Raw genomic sequence first — 14,943 nt, 5'->3', positions numbered from 1 at the left:
CGCGGGCGGCGCGCTCAGGACGCGCGTCGGCGCTCGCGGGGCGGCGGCGGCGGTGGCACCGGACGGGCGGCGACGACGGTGGCGAGGGCGATGTCGACGTCCTCGCGGCGGGTGCGCACCGTGCAGATCGTGTCGGTGCGTGCGACCAGGGTGCCGAGGGCGTCCCGCGCACCGTCGCCGTGGTGGGCGCGCACCACCAGGCGCGTGCCGATCGGGGCGGTGGCGAGGAGGGCGAGCGCCCGGCGGCGGTGGGCGTCCGCGCGGCGGACGTCGTCACGCGCAGCGGACCCCGCGTGGTCGGCAGGGTCGGCCTGGCCGTCGGGGTCGTCGTCCACGGCACTCATGGTAGGACCGGGGCGTTCCGCATAGGCTGTCGCGCATGGACCGCGCCCGCGTCGACAGCTGGTTGTGGGCGGTGCGGCTGACGAAGACCCGCTCCGCCGCCACCGCTGCCTGCCGTGCCGGGCACGTCCGGGTGAACGGCGAGCGCGTCAAGGCAGCGCAGTCGGTCGGGATCGGCGACGAGGTGCGGCTGCGGACCAACGGGGTCGAACGGATCGTCGTCGTGCGCGGGATCGTCGTCAAGCGCGTCGGGGCACCGGTGGCCGCCACGTGTCTGGAGGACCGGACGCCCCCACCGCCGCCGCGCGAGGAGACGGCCTGGTTGCCGGTGCGGGACCGCGGAGCGGGTCGACCGACCGGGCGGGAGCGCCGCGACCTCGAGAAGCTGCGCGGGTACTGAAGCCGCGTCTCGGGTCGGCGCTCGGCGCTCGCGGTCCGACGACGAGCACGGTCAGACGAAGCGGACCGTCTCCTGGAGCCGCGCGCGGAGCTCGAACACGTCGACCGACCCCGTCTCGGCACCGGGGCCGAGCAACACGCCGGCCAGGGCGCTCCGCCGCACGACGAACGCGGTCGGTCTGCGTGCCGGCCCCACGAGCCGGACGTCGTCGTCGACCGCGGAGTCCGGGACGACCAGGAGCCGGCCCGTGAACCGGACGCGGGTCGCCTTCTGGACCGTGCGCGCAGCGCGGACGAGTTCCCGCACCGGGCGCTCCCCCGGCGCGAGGGTCGCGCCGACGACCTCGCCGTGCTCGATGCGGACGGGAGCACCCCAGTCGATGGACTCGAGCGCCCAGAGTCCGCTCGTCGTGAGGACGACGTGGTCCAGCTTGCCCTCGGGCCCGGCGTCGAGGTCGTGCCACACCGTCACACCGATCCCGAGGTCGGCGACGATCGCCGCGGTCGCCTCCTCGGCGAGCGCCTCGGCCAGGAGACGGCGGATGTGGCGCGGGGCGGAGCGGACGAGTGCCGGGTCGTACGGGTCCTCGATCGGGTCGCCGAGGCCGACCCACTCGCGCTCGGCGGCGAGGAAGACCTCGCGCGACAGTCCGCCGGGGTGCCCGAAGGACCGGGCACGTGGGCGGGAGTCGCGGCGCGCGGCGGGCGGCGCGTAGGCGTCACGGCCCGAGGCCGGACGCCCCGCGGGGTCGCCGGCGGGTCCGTGCCCGGCGACCGCCGAACGGGAGGCTCCGGCGTCGTACGCCCGGCGCGCCTCGGGGGTGCCGACGCGTTCCCACGCCTCTTGCAACAGGCGGAACGAGCGCGGGTCCCCGCCGAGGTCCGGATGGGTCTCGCGGGCAGCCCGGCGGTAGGCGCGCCGGAGGGTGTCGTCGTCGGCGGAGGCGGGGACGCCGAGCACCTCGTACGGGGTGGCGTCGGCAGGGCTGTCGCTCATGGCGGTGGAACACTACCGGCTCGCCGCGCGGAGGACGCCCCGTGTTCGCCGTGGGCTCGCCGTGCTCCCGCTGGGCGCGGGCTGCGCGCCGGTGTGGTGCCGCCCGCGGGGAGCCCTGCTCAGGCCACGGCGTGCCGGATGGCGTCGGCGTGGTGCTCGATGTAGGCGACGTCGGCGCGGTAGAGCTCGGCGTGGCCCGCCGCGAGGTCCCGGGCGAACTTCGGGTCCCCGGCGGCGGCCTCGGACTCGATGGTGGTCACGAGGGCGACGAGACCCGCGACCACGGCGTCGACGAGCCCCGCTCGGCTGGGCGCGTCGAGGTCGTAGGCGCGGCAGAACTCGGCCGCACGGGCGAGCTGGTCGTCGAGACGCGCCACGGGGGTGTCACCGGTCGTCAGCGGCGCGAACCGGTAGACCGCCGACGCGACGTCCCACACCCGCGGCCCGGGGTGGGCCGTGTCGAAGTCGATGATCCCGACCGCGGCCCGGCCGTCGAACACGCAGTTGTACGGGGCGAAGTCGCCGTGGCAGATCGTCTCGACAGGAGCGCGGTCGGCTTGGGACCACACGTCGTCCGCCGCCACCGCGTAGGTGGCAGCGGCGTCGTGGTAGTTGCGCAGTAGCCGGGCCGCGGTGACGAGCGCGGCCTCGGACGCGACGTCGTCGGTCCAGGGGTACTCACCCGCGAGACCGGGGATGAACGACACGGTCTCGAGCGCCGCACCGAGCGCGATCGGCTCCGGCGCCTCCACGAACCCGCGCTCGTGGAGGTGTGCGAGCAGCCGGTGGACGGTCGGTGTCCAGGGCCCAGCGGGGCGGTGGACACGGTCCTCGGCTCGCGTGATCCTCTCCATGACGGTCCCTCCAGTCGGACGTCGCCGTCGACGCCGTCCCGTCAATCTACGCGGTGGCACCTCGGGAGTCCGGGCCGGAAACGCGATGTTCACATGCTCCTCGGACAAGCTGCACGGGCACTTGCATGCAAGACGTACGATCGACACATGTCGTCCGCGGAGCGCGCCTACGAGCACACGAAGCAGCGGATCATCCGCGGTGAACTCCCTGGCGGTGCCCTCCTCAGCGAGGGGGTCGTCTGCCAGGAGCTCGGCATCAGCCGGACCCCGGTGCACGAGGCGTTCCTCCGGCTCGCCGCGGAGCAACTGCTCACGCTCGAGTCCCGGAAGGGCGCCGTCGTCCGCCCCATGTCCCCGAGCGAGTCCGCCGACGTCCTCGAGATGCGGGAAGCGGTCGAGGCGTCCGCGGCGACCCGAGCACTCCGCAGTGGCCCGCGTCCGGACCTCGTGCCCGTGCTCGACGACCTCCTGCGCGACCAGGCCGACGCGATCGCGGAACACGACGTGGACCGGTTCGTCGACGCCGACGACGCGTTCCACACCGCGGTCGTCGCGGCCGCGGAGAACCCCGTCGCGGTGCACTTCACCCGCCTCCTCCACGACCGCCAGCAACGCCTCCGGCACCAGCTCATCCGGGTCCGTCCCGAACAGCTCCACCCGGCGCTCGACCAGCACCGCGCACTGGCCCGGGCCGTCGCCGCCGGCGACGCCGCCCGCTACGCCGAGGTGCTCCGCGACCACGTCGCCGGGCACCGGGGCGCGCTGTGAGCGTGGACACGTCGACGGGAGCGGTCCCGTTGCAGCGGACCGGGCCTCCCGGCCGGCCCGGTGTGACGAGCCGGCGGGCAGCACGGGTGCGGCCGTGGCTCGCGGTGTGGGGCGCCGTCTTCGTCTGCTCGTGGGGCGGCAACCAGTTCAGCCCGTTGCTGCTCATGTACCAGGAGCGTGCGCACTACTCGACGCTCCTCGTCAACGCGTTCCTCGGCGTGTACGTCCTCGGTCTCGCACCGGCACTGCTCGTCGCCGGGTCGCTCTCCGACCGGCACGGACGCCGCCCCCTCATGCTCGTCGGGGTCACGGCGGCGCTCGTCGGCAGCGGCCTCCTGGCCCTCGGTCCGTTCGGCGCGGGGTACCTCGCGGCCGGGCGACTGTGCTCCGGGATCACCGTGGGCATCGCCATGGCGGTCGGGAACAGCTGGGTGAAGGAACTGTCCCAGGGCCGGTACGACCCGACGGCGGACGCCGGATCGGGTGCACGACGGGCATCGCTCGCGTTCACCCTCGGATCCGGCAGCGGCGCACTCGTCGCCGGCTGCATGGCCCAGTGGGGCCCGGTCCCCGAGGTCCTGCCGTTCCTCGTGCACATCGCCGTCGCGGTCCCGTTCCTCGTCGTCGTGCTGCGCGCACCCGAGACCCACACGTCCGGCGGCGTCACCGGGCCCTGGTGGCGGCAGCTCCGCGTGCCGTCGGCCGGACACCGGCGCTTCGTCCGCGTGGTCATGGTGTCGGCCCCGCTCGTGTTCGCGTCCGCCGCGATCGCGTACGGCTACCTGCCCACCCAGTTGCACGACGCGACCGGACGCTGGGGGCTCGTCTTCGCGACCGCCGCGACGGTCGTCGCGCTCGGGGTGTCGAGTGCGGTCCAACCGATCGCCGGACGGGTGCACTCCGTGTCGAGCGCGCGCGGGCTCGTCGTCGCCGTGCTCGTGATGACCGTCGGCATCGCGGTCGTCGCGCTCGCGATCGCGGCCGATTCGGTCTGGATCGGGCTCCTGGCGAACGCGGTCGTCGGTGCCGGCATGGGCATCGCCCTGGTGTCGAGCCTGCTCGAGGTGCAGCGGATCGCGTCGAGTCGGGACCTCGCGGGCCTCACCGGCGTGTTCTACGCGGTCGCGTACGCGGGGTTCCTCGCTCCGGCCGTGATCGCCGCGGTGGCCGCCGTCGCGCCCGTGACGGCGATCCTGCTCGTGGTCGTCGGCCTCGGTCTCGTGGCGTGGGTGCTCGTGGGCGTCTCGTCGCGCCGCCACCTGCCCGCCGCGGCCGCGGGCGTCGGACCGGACGACCCCACGGCGCACCTGGGTTAGGGTCGCGGGCGTGACCACGATCCTCCTGACCGGGTTCGAGCCGTTCGCGGACGCGCCCCGCAACCCGTCCTGGGACGCCGTCGAGCGCGTCGCCGCGACCTGGACGGGTCCGGAACGCGTCGAGGCCGTCCTGCTGCCCGTCGCGTTCGGACGCTCGGTCGACGCACTCCGTGACGCCGTCGAGCGGGTGACGCCGGACGTCGTGGTCGCGGTCGGGCTCGCCGAGGGGCGCAGCGCGATCACGCCCGAGCGGGTCGCCGTCAACCTCGACGACGCCCGGATCCCGGACGCCGACGGCGCGCAGCCCGTGGACGTGCCCGTCCTGCCGGGAGGCCCGGCCGCGTACTTCACGACGCTCCCGGTCAAGCGCATGGTCGCCGCCGCGCGCGCGGCGGGCGCACCGGCCGCGCTGTCCGCCACGGCCGGCGCGTACGTGTGCAACCACGTGTTCTACGCGCTGCAGGCGCTGGCCGGGGCCGGGGTGCGCTCCGGGTTCGTGCACGTGCCCGCGACACCCGAGACCCTGCGCGAGGCGGACGACGCCGTCCCGACGGTGTCGCTCGACGTGCTCGTCACCGGACTCGCCGCAGCGGTCCGCGCCGCGGTGGACCCGGCACCCGACCTGGCCGTCGCGGGCGGTGCGATCAGCTAGCGATCAGCGTTCGGAGCCAGGACGGCCCCGTCACCGACGCTCCGAGGGCCTCGACGCGCGCTCGCAGCCCGCGGTCGGCCGTCACGACGACGACCGGACCGGCCGCTCTCGCGATCGCCCGGTGCACGGACTCGACGATCGCGTCGTCACCCGCGCCGGTCGCGCGGACGACCTCGACCTCGGGGCCATCGGTCCGTGCGGCTCGCGCATCTCCCTCGAGGACGACCGACCACCGCGGCCACCACCGACCGGCACCCAGTCCGAGTTCCGCAGCGGCCAGTCCCGACGCGGCGAGCGCGCCGATCGCGTCCACGAGTCGCTCGGCGGCGCCGGCGCGGTCCCGCCACCAGCCGTCCGGCACGCTGCCGACGACGTTCGCGGCGTCGACGACGACCACGGGCTCGGTCACGAGCACACCGCGGAGGGCCGGCCAGCTCGCGCCGAACCCCGGGTGCAGGGGCAGCCCCTCGACGTCGTCGACCGGCACCCAGTCGAGGGCGAGGCTCTCGCGGTCACCGACCTCGGCCCGGAACGGGTGGACGGCGCGTGCCACCACCGTCGTGTAGGTCCAGAACCCGAGGTCGAGCACGGAGGTGTGGCGGATCCGGAGCGCGGCGGCGGGGACACCGGCTTCTTCCGCGGACTCGCGGAGCGCTCCGGTGACCGCGTCCTCACCCTGGTGTCGCGCACCACCCGGGATGCCCCAGGTCCCGCCATGGTGGCTCCACTCGACACGGTGCTGCAGCAGGACGCGGCCCGCACCGTCGTCGACGAGCAGCCCCGCGGCGCCGAACAGGCCCCACGCCTTCTGACCGTCCGGCCCGTACGCCCACGCGTCGCCCGGGTCCCGGGGGCCGGGCGGCGGACCCGGCGGGAGGGACGGCGCGGCCTCCGCGGGCACCGCGCGCTCGTCGTGCCGGTCGTCCGTCATCGCCCCAGCGTCCCACGTCGGCACACCGCACGGCCAGTCGGGTCGCGCCGCGGCCTCAGCGCTCCCGCGAGACCGGTGGGAGGCGCACGAGTTCGACCGCGAGGTCGCGACCGTCGACCACCGCGGTCATCCACGTGTGGTCGGGCTGTCGTCGCCGGTCCGTCGGCGATCCGGGGTTGAGCAGTCGGAGCCCGGTCGACGCGGTGGAGTCCCAGGGGATGTGCGAGTGCCCGAACACGAGGACGTCGACGTCGGGGAACCGCTGCGCCATCCGGGCGTCGCGTCCCGCCGCGGCGCCGGTCTCGTGCACGACCGCGAACCGCAGGCCCTCGACCTGCTCGTGCGCGACGAGCGGCAGCCGGTCCGCGAACCCCGGTTCGACGTCGTTGTTGCCGCGCACCGCGACGAGCCGTCGAGCCCGGGCTGCGATCCGGTCGACGGTCGCCAGGTCCACCCAGTCCCCCGCGTGCACCACGAGGTCGGCGTCCTCGATCGCCGCCCAGAGCGCCGGCGGGAGGTCCTTCGCGCGCCGGGGCAGGTGGGTGTCGGACAGGAACACGAGGCGGGTGGGCACGGTCAGGCCTGCATCGGGGCCGCGGCCCCCGGCAGGTCGTCGTCGTCGACATCGGGAACCGGCACGGGATCCTCGGTCTCCGCGGCGTTGAGGCGCTCGAGCAGACCGGCGAGCAGCGCGACGTCGTCGTCGGACCACGACGCCAGCCGTTCCTCCAGGCTCTCGCGGTGCACGCGGACGGAGCGTTCCAGCGCCGCCTCGCCGGCCGCCGTCACCGCGAGCGGCTTCGCGTTCCCGGTGCCCCCGTCGACCTGCTCGATCAGGCCGGCGGCCAGGAGGCCCGACAACTGGCGCGAGATCGTCGACCGGTTGAGCCGCAGGTACCGCGCGATGTCGATCGCCATGCACCCGTAGTGCTGGGCGACGAAGTCGACCAGCGAGTGATCGACGATGCTGAGCGCGGCTTCGGGACCTCGGGCGCGGACCGCGGCGCGCCGGGTGATCCGCGCGAGTTCCCGGTAGGCCCGGGTGATCTCGGCGGCACGAAGCCGATCGGTTCCCTGCTCCATCGACGAGTCCCTCCCTGTCGTCGCGTCCGCCGCGACCCGCTCCGCGACGTGCCAGCGTGCGCGGTGCACCGCGTCGTGTACGCGACACGCTAGCGGACCGGGGATCGAAGTTGTACAGTGCAACACGTGTCCGATGTTGCAAAGAACAACTTGCTACCCGTCCGTCGCCTGACCGAGCGGCCGACGCCCGGTCACGCCGCCGACCGCCACGCCGGCAGCGCGCCCGCGCACGAGCCGTCCATGCTCCGTCCCGCCGGGCTCGGTCGGCTCCTGCTGTCGTTCGCCTCCCACATCCTCGTCCCACTGTTCCTCGCCGCGGGGATGGGCCTGGCCTACCTCGGCGCATTCCACGCCCCGACCCCGAAGGACCTGCCCGTCGGGGTCGTCGGCACGGGAGCCGCGACCCAGGTGTTCGCACAGACCGTCACCGACCGGTCCGACGGCGCGCTCGTCGCCCACGTGGTGCAGGACCCCGCGCATGCGCGTGCGGCGATCCGCGACCGTGATCTGGCGGCCGTGTACGCGCCGGGGTCGACGAGCGCCACCCTCTACGTGTCCACCGCCGCGTCGGACACCACCGCGACCGCTGCCGAGCGGATCTTCGTGCCCATCGCCTACCAGCAGCACCTGCCGTTCCACGTGGTCGACGTCGTCGCCGTGCACGACGAGGACGCGACGGGCCAGGGACTCTTCTTCCTGCTGGTCGCACTCAGCGTCGGCGGGTACTCGAGCGCGATCGCGGTCGCCGCGTTCTCCGGGCGGCTCCGCCTGCTCTGGACGGCGGTCATCGGCGTCGCGACCGCCGGGGTCGTCGCGGGGATCGGCGTCGTCATCGCCGGTCCCGTCTACGGCGTGATCACGCACCATGCGTGGCCGATCTTCCTGTTCGCCTGGATGTACGACCTCGTCATCATCGCGCTCGGTGTCGGACTCCACCCGATGCTCGGCCGGTGGACCACGCCGATCCTCACGATGCTGTTCGTGATGCTCAACTTCACGTCGTCGGGCGGGATCTTCCAGCCGGCGTTCCAGCCCGGGCTGTTCGCGGGACTCCACACCTTCTGGAGCGGCGCGGCCTGGCTGCAAGCGGCGCAGGACCTGCAGTACTTCCCCGCGGCATCCCTCGGCCGCAGCGCCCTCGTGTTGGCGCTCTGGCTGGCCACCGCCGTGCTCCTGGTGCTCGTCGTGCACGGACTCGCCGCCCGACGGACCCGGATCGCCCGCGAACGCGAGGTCTCCCGACTGGAGGAGGAGCAGGTCGTCGCTGCCTGAGCACCCCCGGTTCGGAGCGAGGTTCAGCCCGCGGTCCCCGCGCCTCCGCGTCCGTCGGCGGCTGCTTCGAGCGCGGCGATGTCGAGCTTCACCATGTCCTGCATGGCGAGCATGGCGCGGGTCCGCCGTTCGGGAACGGGGTCCGCGAGGAGCTCGGCGAGTCGGACGGGCGTGACCTGCCACGCGACGCCCCACCGGTCCGTGCACCACCCGCACGCCACCTCGTGGCCGCCGTCGCTCGTGAACGCGTCCCAGAGCCGGTCGACCTCGTCCTGCGTGTCGCAGTCGACCTGGAACGAGATCGCATCGGAGTGCGGGTGCCCCGGTCCGCCGTTCATCGCTCGCCATCGCTGCCCGAAGAGCGTGAACTCGACCACCAGCGCCTTGCCCGCGTCGGGCGTGCCGTCCGGCCATCGGCCGATGGAGTCGATGCGGGCGTCCGGGAACAGGCCCGTGTAGAAGGTGACGGCCTCCTCGGCCTGGTCGTCGAACCAGAGGAACGGGACGATCCGCTGCACGGGAGTGTCCTCTCCGGCGGTCACGACATCGGACGACCGCCTCGGCGGGACACTACTGCCGAGGCGCCGGGATCACCAGGCGGTCCACATCGTGGGGTCATCGGGAGAGCAGGTCGGCCTTGTCCGGGTGGTCCTCGAACCACTGACCGACGAACCAGCACATCGGGACGATCCGGCGGGTGCTCGTGGTCTCGACGTCGGCGACGGCCTGCTCGACGAGCTCACCCGCGTAGCCGTGACCCCGATGCGCGGGCACCGTGTACGTGTGCGGGAACGCGATCGAGTCGCCGTTCACCCGGTAGTCGAGCACGCTGACCAGGGCGCCGTCCACGTAGAGCGCGTAGCGGTCGCGGTCGGTCTCGTTGCGGAACTCGTGGGCCATCGTGCCATCCTGCCCGCCACCCCCGCGCGCTGCCCGGACGTGCGCTGACCATCGCGCGTCCGACCGGAGCACACTCGATCCATGACCACCATCGGATTCATCGGATCAGGGAACATCGGTTCGCAGCTCGCCCGGCTCGCGGTGCAGAACGGCTACGACGTCGTGATGAGCAACTCACGCGGCCCCGAGACCCTGTCGGACCTCGTCGACGAACTCGGACCGCACGCGACCGCCGGGACCCCGGAGGACGCAGCGACCAAGGGCGACGTCGTCGTCGTGACCACGCCGCTCGCCGCGATCGAGACCATCCCCGTCGAGCCCCTCGTCGGCAAGGTCGTGATCGACACGAACAACTACTATCCGCAGCGTGACGGGCAGATCGCGGCCCTCGACGAGGAGACGACCACGGTGTCGGAACTGCTCCAGGACCACCTGCCGCAGTCGCACGTCGTCAAGGCCTTCAACCACATCGCCGCGGCCGACCTGACCACCGCGGGGACCCCGCGCGGTACCGAGGGGCGCCGCGCCCTCGTCGTGGCCGGTGACGACGACGAGGCGAAGCAGGCCGTGGGCGACCTGATCGACGAGTTCGGGTTCGACGCCGTGGACATCGGACGTCTGAGCGAGGGCTGGCGCATCCAGCGCGACACCCCCGGGTACGTCAAGCCGTACGCCGCGATCGACCTCGAGCTGGCGGTCGCGGACGCGAAGCGTTACCGCGACATGTGAGTCCGGGCCGGCGGCCGCGGCCACTGGCGGTCGCGGCCGCCAGCCCCCCGGCACACCCGCCGAGATCGCAGAAGATGCCGCTCTGACCTGGGTCGGAGCGGCATCTTCTGCGATCTCGGCGAGGGCGGCGCGGGGCCGGCCGGGCGGCCCGGCCCGGCCCCCGGGTCAGCGGCGGCGGAGCGCCTTGCGCACCACGCCCTTCGCGACGTTGTGGGGGCGCTGCATCTCGCCCTCCTTGGCACCGACCACGATGATCCAACCGCCGAAGATCGCCTGGAGCCACTGCAGGCGCTGGAGCTTCCGCTGCACGCGCGCGAGCTCGGGTGACGTGCCAGGCGCCGGCTCCGTGGCCCCGGCCGCCGGCTGCCCCTTGCGCGCGTCCGCCTCGACGAGCTTGCCGTAGCGGTTGCCGACGACGGCCGTCCACAGCGTCACACCCGCGCCGACCAGGGTCACGACGGCCTTGTAGGTGTTGATGCGGTGCATGCCGTGCTGGACCGCGCTCCGCGGCGCGTTGTGCGCGGTCACGTCGAGGTCGGCGAGCAGGTGCAGCACGACGGCGCCCGTCTGGATCGGCCCCCAGCGCCGCCACCCGATGGTGGTGAGACGGGTCCGTTCCTCCGGGTCCTCGGCGCGGGCCGCGGCGCCGTTGAGCCCGATGGCACCCATGAGGGAGCCGCCGAACCACGCGGCCGCGGTCAGGTCGTGGATGGATCGTCCGGGGAGGTTGCCTGCCATGTCCCGGACGCTACGCGCGGACGGCGCAGGAACGCCCAGCCGCCGTACGCCGACGCTCGGGTCAGACCCCCTCGAACACCAGCGTCATCTCGGCGAGGTCGTCCTCGGACGGGGTCCAGGCCGAACCGGCGTCGACGTTCTGGGCGATCTGCTCCGGCTTCGTCGCACCCGCGATGACGCTCGTGAGTCCGGGCTGGGCCAGCAGCCACGCGAACGTCGCCTGGAGCATGGTCACGCCCCTGGCCTCGCAGAAGCGCTGGTACTCCTCGATGACGTCCCACGGGGCGTCGTCGAGCAGCTGCGGCTTGATGTTCGTGATCCGGGCGTCCGCCGGGCCGCCGCCGCGTCGGGTGTACTTGCCGGTGAGCAGGCCGTTGGCGAGCGGGAAGTACGGCAGGAACCCGAGCGCGTACGCCCGCACCGCCGGCAGGACCTCGGCCTCGGCACCGCGAGCGAGCGGGCTGTACTCGTTCTGGGCCGACACGAACGACGTGGTGCCGGCGATGGAGGCGGTGAGCTCGGCCTCGGCGATCTGCCACCCGGCGAAGTTCGAGTGCCCGATGTAGCGGATCTTGCCCTCACGCACGAGGTCGTCGAGCACCGACAGGGTCTCCTCGATCGGCGTGATCGGGTCGGGGACGTGCATCTGGTACAGGTCGATCCAGTCCGTGCCGAGTCGACGCAGCGACCCCTCGACGGCGAGCCGGACGTACCGACGGGAGCCACGGACACCCCAGTCGGGCCCGTTCGCACCGCGCATGTCGCTGCCGAACTTCGTCGCGAGCACGACCTCGTCGCGACGACCGGCGAGGGACCTGCCCATCATCGACTCGCTCCGGCCGGGCTCGCCGCCGTAGATGTCCGCGGTGTCGAACAGGGTGACTCCGGCGTCGAGCGCAGCGTGGACGACGGCGTCCGTGCCCTCCTGCGTCTCGGTGGCGGTGCCTGGTCTGCCGAAGTTGTTGCAGCCGAGCCCGACGGTCGAGACGACCAGGCCGGAGGGACCGAGAGGACGGTGTTCGATGTCTGCCATGCCGCAGACGCTACCGGCGTCACCCGCACTGGGGCGTCCGGGAACGGGCGCCGCGCACTAGAACAGTAGGACGGACCATCGAGAGGGAGCACGCGTGGGCCAGCACCGCATGCCGGGCGCGACGCCGGACCAGGCGTCGACGCCGGACGTGCCGACCCCTCCGCCAGTGACCGGGACGCGTGGCCTTCCCGCGTGGGTGACCGCACCACCGACGCCCGTGGCACCCGTCCCGGCTCCGCAGACCGCCGCGCTCGCCGAACCGGGCGTCACCCGGCCCGTCGCCGCGGCTGATCACCCCGCCGTGGCGACCGGACGCCCCGTGACGGAGGATGCGACGACGCCCGTTCCCGCCGCACGCACGGCTCCTGCTGATCCGCTTCGTCGTCCGCGGACCGCGCGAGCGCCCCTGCCCCCCGCGCCGCTCTCCCCCACGGTCGACACCGGAGCGATCGAGGCGGCCCGCCGTCACGCCGCGTCCGGCACGGCGTCGCGGATCGCGGCGACCGTCCGTCCGGGCACCTCCGACCCGACCGCGCCGCCCGTACCCGACCTCGCGGCATCCCTCACCCCGACCGTTGCCGGGCACGGCTTCGCAACCGCATCGGAGGCGGACGCTCACGTCACGTCCCCGCTCCCCACCGGCGAGCAGCACGCCGGTCCCACCGGCCGGACCGCATCGGAGCGCGGCCCGGGCCAGGTCCCGGATCCCGGGAGGCCCGGCGTCGGCATCGCGGGTGCCGTCCGCCCCGCCACGTCCGGGTCGCCGATCGTGGCGACCCCGGGTGGGCCGCGCCCCGTCACGCCGCAGCCGACGGAACGGCGGACGACCGACGCCGCCGAAGGGCCGGTCGAACCCCGGCCGGGTCAGCCGCGGTTCTCGGTGCCCGGGCTCGAGTACCTCGTGGTCGGAGGCCTCGTCGACGAGGACCTGCCCCGACCCGTCGGGGCCCCCAGGCCCGTCCCGGGGACGCCGGTCGCACCGGCGTGGGCGACTCCGACGGGCGCTGCCGCAGCGCAGGCCGCACCGATCCCGCCCGGGACGACGAGCCTCGTGACGCCGGACACCGTCGACCCCGCCGCTCCGGCGTCGCCGTTCCCGGCTCCGGCACCCCCGGCCCCGACCGCGCGGGACCGGCGTCGTGCCGCCGCTGCCGAGAAGCAGGCCGCGGCAGCGGAACGGGCAGCGCAGAAGCAGACCGCGGCCGCAGAGCGCGCCGCCCAGAAGCAGACGGCCGCCGCACGCACCGCCCCGGAGCAGCCTGCTCCGGCCGTCGGCGCCGCCGAGCAGCCCGCGGCGACGGCCGCGCAGACGTCGGACCACCGGGGCAGCGAGGGCAACGACGAGCCCGTCGTGTTCGCTCGCTCCGCCGCCTCGGCCGTGTCCCTCGCCGGTCGACGTGGTCGATCCGGTCGCCGCGGCGCCCGGACCGAGCGAGCGCACGGCCTCCACCGCGCAGCCCCCGTCGGGAGCCGAGAACCGCACGGATCCGACGCCGGCGCGCCCCGCCGGGCCGGGGCCCGGACCGACGACCCGCGGCGGGCCTCCCGGACCGACGCGGCACGGGCCTCCCGGACCGACGGGCCGGACGGACGCCCGGCCGTCAGCCCCGGCACCGCCGCCGCACTCGCGGTGGTCGCCGGCCTCGCGACGCTCGCGGTCGGTGCCTGGTTCCTGCTCGTCGCGGGTCAGGTGCACGTCGTGGCCCTCGTGCTCGGCGGCCTCGCGATCGGTCTGGCCGTGATGGTGCTGCGGGCACGGGCAGCTGCGTCGTGGACCCGTCTGCTCTCGCTCGTCGGACTCGTGTTCGGCATCGCTGGCAGCGCCGTGCTGCTCGTCGGCCTCGCGAGCGCGCTCGCGCCGACCCTCGGGCTGCACCTGCCGGACCTCGGCACGATGACCGGGACCGGCAGCGCGACGTCCGTCACCTGGTGACGCCGCGGACCCGACCGGACGACCGGACCGCGCGGGTCAGACCGCGCGGATCACGCCGCGGCTGAGGATCGCGTTCGTCAACGCGTCGACCGGCCCGCGACCGGCGGCCGGGTTCGCCATGAGGACGTAGTCGACGGCCGGGAGGTCCGGCAACACCAGCCGCTGGGACACCTTGACGAGATCGGCCGGGATGAGGGAGTGCGGGAACACCGCCACCCCGATGCCCGCTCGGACCGCCGCGAGCACGCCGTTGACGTCGCGCGTGTTGCACGTGATCCGCCACGTGCGGCCGACGGCCTCGAGCGCGTCGATGGCCATCTGGCGACTGATGCTCGGCGCCTGGTAGGCGATGAGCGGCACGGGTTCGTTCGGCTCGAGCGCGATGCCGTCCTGGGCCATCCACACCATCTGGTCGCTCGCGACGCGCGTGCCCTCGGCGGGCTGCCCGGCGGTCTGCTTGATGAACACGAGGTCGAGCTGACCGGCCTTGAGCCGCCGGAGCAGCGGACCCGACTGGTTGACCGTGAGCTCGAGGTTGATGTGCGGGTGGAGCCGCCGGAAGTCGCGGAGGATGCGGGGCAGCTGGGTGATCGCGAGGTCGTCGGCCGCCCCGAAGCGCAGGCGCCCGCGGTTCGCCTGGCCCGAGAAGTACGCATCGGCCTGCCCGTGTGCGGCGAGGATCGTGCGCGCGAAACCGGCCATGGCGTCGCCGTTGTCCGTGAGCGCCACGCCCCGCGTGTCCCGGACGAGGAGGGTCCGGGACACCGCGGTCTCGAGCTTCCGGACGTGCTGGCTGACCGTGGGTTGGCTGATGCCGAGTCGGCCCGCGGCCTGCGTGAAGCTCAGGGTCTCCGCGACCGTCAGGAACGTGCGGAGCAGGATCGGATCGAGCAACAGTTCCCCCGGTGGTCGCGGCGATGGTCATCACGGAACGCAATGGATTGATAGGGACGATAGCCCTCGGCAATGGGTCCCGGCGATTAGTTTCGAAGATGA

At 74.0% G+C, this 14,943-nt stretch carries 18 protein-coding genes; 7 read left to right on the top strand and 11 right to left on the bottom strand.

Going from position 1 to position 14,943, the window contains the following annotated elements; translation table 11 throughout:
* Positions 1-14: 14 nt before the first annotated feature.
* Complete coding sequence (locus DEI88_RS06160; protein ID WP_258374976.1) at positions 15-335, bottom strand: hypothetical protein; 321 nt, start codon at positions 333-335, stop codon at positions 15-17.
* A 44-nt stretch (positions 336-379) separates the two neighbouring features.
* On the opposite strand from DEI88_RS06160, the gene DEI88_RS06155 reads away from it, so the two are divergent.
* Positions 380-742, top strand: coding sequence for an RNA-binding S4 domain-containing protein (locus DEI88_RS06155; protein ID WP_111008612.1), 363 nt, complete (start codon positions 380-382; stop codon positions 740-742).
* Between the two features lie 51 nt (positions 743-793).
* Here DEI88_RS06155 and DEI88_RS06150 read toward each other — a convergent pair whose 3' ends face one another.
* Positions 794-1,738 carry a J domain-containing protein gene (locus DEI88_RS06150; protein WP_111071697.1) on the bottom strand — a complete coding sequence of 315 codons (945 nt, stop codon included), beginning with the start codon at positions 1,736-1,738 and terminating at the stop codon, positions 794-796.
* Between the two features lie 119 nt (positions 1,739-1,857).
* Complete coding sequence (locus DEI88_RS06145) at positions 1,858-2,592, bottom strand: phosphotransferase (protein WP_111071696.1); 735 nt, start codon at positions 2,590-2,592, stop codon at positions 1,858-1,860.
* A 147-nt stretch (positions 2,593-2,739) separates the two neighbouring features.
* Between DEI88_RS06145 and DEI88_RS06140 the strand changes: the two genes are divergently transcribed.
* The 3 genes from DEI88_RS06140 to pcp are packed head-to-tail and all read left to right on the top strand — an operon-like array spanning position 2,740 to position 5,328.
* Positions 2,740-3,360, top strand: coding sequence for a GntR family transcriptional regulator (locus tag DEI88_RS06140; RefSeq protein WP_181435284.1), 621 nt, complete (start codon positions 2,740-2,742; stop codon positions 3,358-3,360).
* A gap of 2 nt (positions 3,361-3,362) precedes the next feature.
* The gene (locus tag DEI88_RS06135; RefSeq protein WP_220038129.1) at positions 3,363-4,676 is read left to right on the top strand and encodes an MFS transporter; all 1,314 of its coding nucleotides are present in this window, start codon (positions 3,363-3,365) and stop codon (positions 4,674-4,676) included.
* A gap of 10 nt (positions 4,677-4,686) precedes the next feature.
* A complete protein-coding gene (gene pcp, locus DEI88_RS06130; protein WP_111012643.1) occupies positions 4,687-5,328 on the top strand; it encodes a pyroglutamyl-peptidase I in 642 nt (213 codons plus the stop codon).
* Here pcp and DEI88_RS06125 read toward each other — a convergent pair.
* Genes DEI88_RS06125 through DEI88_RS06115 form a run of 3 tightly spaced genes read right to left on the bottom strand, consistent with a single transcriptional unit; the run spans position 5,321 to position 7,342 of the window.
* The gene (locus tag DEI88_RS06125) at positions 5,321-6,259 is read right to left on the bottom strand and encodes an NUDIX hydrolase (protein WP_111071694.1); all 939 of its coding nucleotides are present in this window, start codon (positions 6,257-6,259) and stop codon (positions 5,321-5,323) included. The genes pcp and DEI88_RS06125 overlap by 8 nt on opposite strands.
* A 55-nt stretch (positions 6,260-6,314) precedes the next feature.
* On the bottom strand, positions 6,315-6,833 hold the full coding sequence (locus tag DEI88_RS06120; protein ID WP_111071693.1) for a metallophosphoesterase family protein: 519 nt from the start codon (positions 6,831-6,833) through the stop codon (positions 6,315-6,317).
* Between the two features lie 2 nt (positions 6,834-6,835).
* Positions 6,836-7,342, bottom strand: a complete 507-nt coding sequence (locus DEI88_RS06115) for a MarR family winged helix-turn-helix transcriptional regulator (RefSeq protein WP_146246039.1) — start codon at positions 7,340-7,342, stop codon at positions 6,836-6,838.
* 126 nt (positions 7,343-7,468) lie between these two features.
* On the opposite strand from DEI88_RS06115, the gene DEI88_RS06110 reads away from it, so the two are divergent.
* Entirely contained in the window at positions 7,469-8,614 is a 1,146-nt protein-coding gene (locus DEI88_RS06110) for an ABC-2 transporter permease (RefSeq protein WP_146246038.1), read from the top strand.
* Positions 8,615-8,637: 23 nt separating this feature from the next.
* On the opposite strand, the gene DEI88_RS06105 is transcribed toward DEI88_RS06110, so the two are convergent.
* Together DEI88_RS06105 and DEI88_RS06100 are read right to left on the bottom strand one after the other, a co-directional pair.
* On the bottom strand, positions 8,638-9,132 hold the full coding sequence (locus DEI88_RS06105) for a VOC family protein (protein ID WP_111008602.1): 495 nt from the start codon (positions 9,130-9,132) through the stop codon (positions 8,638-8,640).
* A gap of 97 nt (positions 9,133-9,229) precedes the next feature.
* Positions 9,230-9,514 (bottom strand): GNAT family N-acetyltransferase, encoded by a 285-nt coding sequence (locus tag DEI88_RS06100; RefSeq protein WP_111012648.1) that lies wholly within the window; start codon positions 9,512-9,514, stop codon positions 9,230-9,232.
* 81 nt (positions 9,515-9,595) lie between these two features.
* Between DEI88_RS06100 and DEI88_RS06095 the strand changes: the two genes are divergently transcribed.
* Complete coding sequence (locus DEI88_RS06095; RefSeq protein ID WP_111008600.1) at positions 9,596-10,243, top strand: NADPH-dependent F420 reductase; 648 nt, start codon at positions 9,596-9,598, stop codon at positions 10,241-10,243.
* A gap of 165 nt (positions 10,244-10,408) precedes the next feature.
* Here DEI88_RS06095 and DEI88_RS06090 read toward each other — a convergent pair whose 3' ends face one another.
* Positions 10,409-10,981 (bottom strand): hypothetical protein, encoded by a 573-nt coding sequence (locus DEI88_RS06090; protein ID WP_111036098.1) that lies wholly within the window; start codon positions 10,979-10,981, stop codon positions 10,409-10,411.
* Between the two features lie 61 nt (positions 10,982-11,042).
* Complete coding sequence (locus DEI88_RS06085; RefSeq protein WP_111026858.1) at positions 11,043-12,014, bottom strand: aldo/keto reductase; 972 nt, start codon at positions 12,012-12,014, stop codon at positions 11,043-11,045.
* A gap of 196 nt (positions 12,015-12,210) precedes the next feature.
* Between DEI88_RS06085 and DEI88_RS06080 the strand changes: the two genes are divergently transcribed.
* Entirely contained in the window at positions 12,211-13,947 is a 1,737-nt protein-coding gene (locus DEI88_RS06080; protein WP_146246037.1) for a hypothetical protein, read from the top strand.
* A 36-nt stretch (positions 13,948-13,983) separates the two neighbouring features.
* Here DEI88_RS06080 and DEI88_RS06075 read toward each other — a convergent pair whose 3' ends face one another.
* Complete coding sequence (locus tag DEI88_RS06075) at positions 13,984-14,841, bottom strand: LysR family transcriptional regulator (protein ID WP_111008596.1); 858 nt, start codon at positions 14,839-14,841, stop codon at positions 13,984-13,986.
* Positions 14,842-14,943 lie beyond the last annotated feature (102 nt).

Origin of the sequence: Curtobacterium sp. MCBD17_003 (assembly GCF_003234885.2) — a bacterium.
Classification (GTDB): domain Bacteria; phylum Actinomycetota; class Actinomycetes; order Actinomycetales; family Microbacteriaceae; genus Curtobacterium.
The sequence above is the reverse complement of the archived record's forward strand: the minus strand, read 5'-3'. Positions and strand labels throughout refer to the sequence as shown.

Coding starts and splice junctions, on each gene's coding strand:
- DEI88_RS06155 (WP_111008612.1), top strand. CDS start 380: ATGGACCGCGCCCGCGTCGACAGCTGGTTGTGGGCGGTGCGGCTGACG.
- DEI88_RS06150 (WP_111071697.1), bottom strand. CDS start 1,738: ATGAGCGACAGCCCTGCCGACGCCACCCCGTACGAGGTGCTCGGCGTC.
- DEI88_RS06145 (WP_111071696.1), bottom strand. CDS start 2,592: ATGGAGAGGATCACGCGAGCCGAGGACCGTGTCCACCGCCCCGCTGGG.
- DEI88_RS06140 (WP_181435284.1), top strand. CDS start 2,740: ATGTCGTCCGCGGAGCGCGCCTACGAGCACACGAAGCAGCGGATCATC.
- DEI88_RS06125 (WP_111071694.1), bottom strand. CDS start 6,259: ATGACGGACGACCGGCACGACGAGCGCGCGGTGCCCGCGGAGGCCGCG.
- DEI88_RS06115 (WP_146246039.1), bottom strand. CDS start 7,342: ATGGAGCAGGGAACCGATCGGCTTCGTGCCGCCGAGATCACCCGGGCC.
- DEI88_RS06100 (WP_111012648.1), bottom strand. CDS start 9,514: ATGGCCCACGAGTTCCGCAACGAGACCGACCGCGACCGCTACGCGCTC.
- DEI88_RS06095 (WP_111008600.1), top strand. CDS start 9,596: ATGACCACCATCGGATTCATCGGATCAGGGAACATCGGTTCGCAGCTC.
- DEI88_RS06090 (WP_111036098.1), bottom strand. CDS start 10,981: ATGGCAGGCAACCTCCCCGGACGATCCATCCACGACCTGACCGCGGCC.
- DEI88_RS06085 (WP_111026858.1), bottom strand. CDS start 12,014: ATGGCAGACATCGAACACCGTCCTCTCGGTCCCTCCGGCCTGGTCGTC.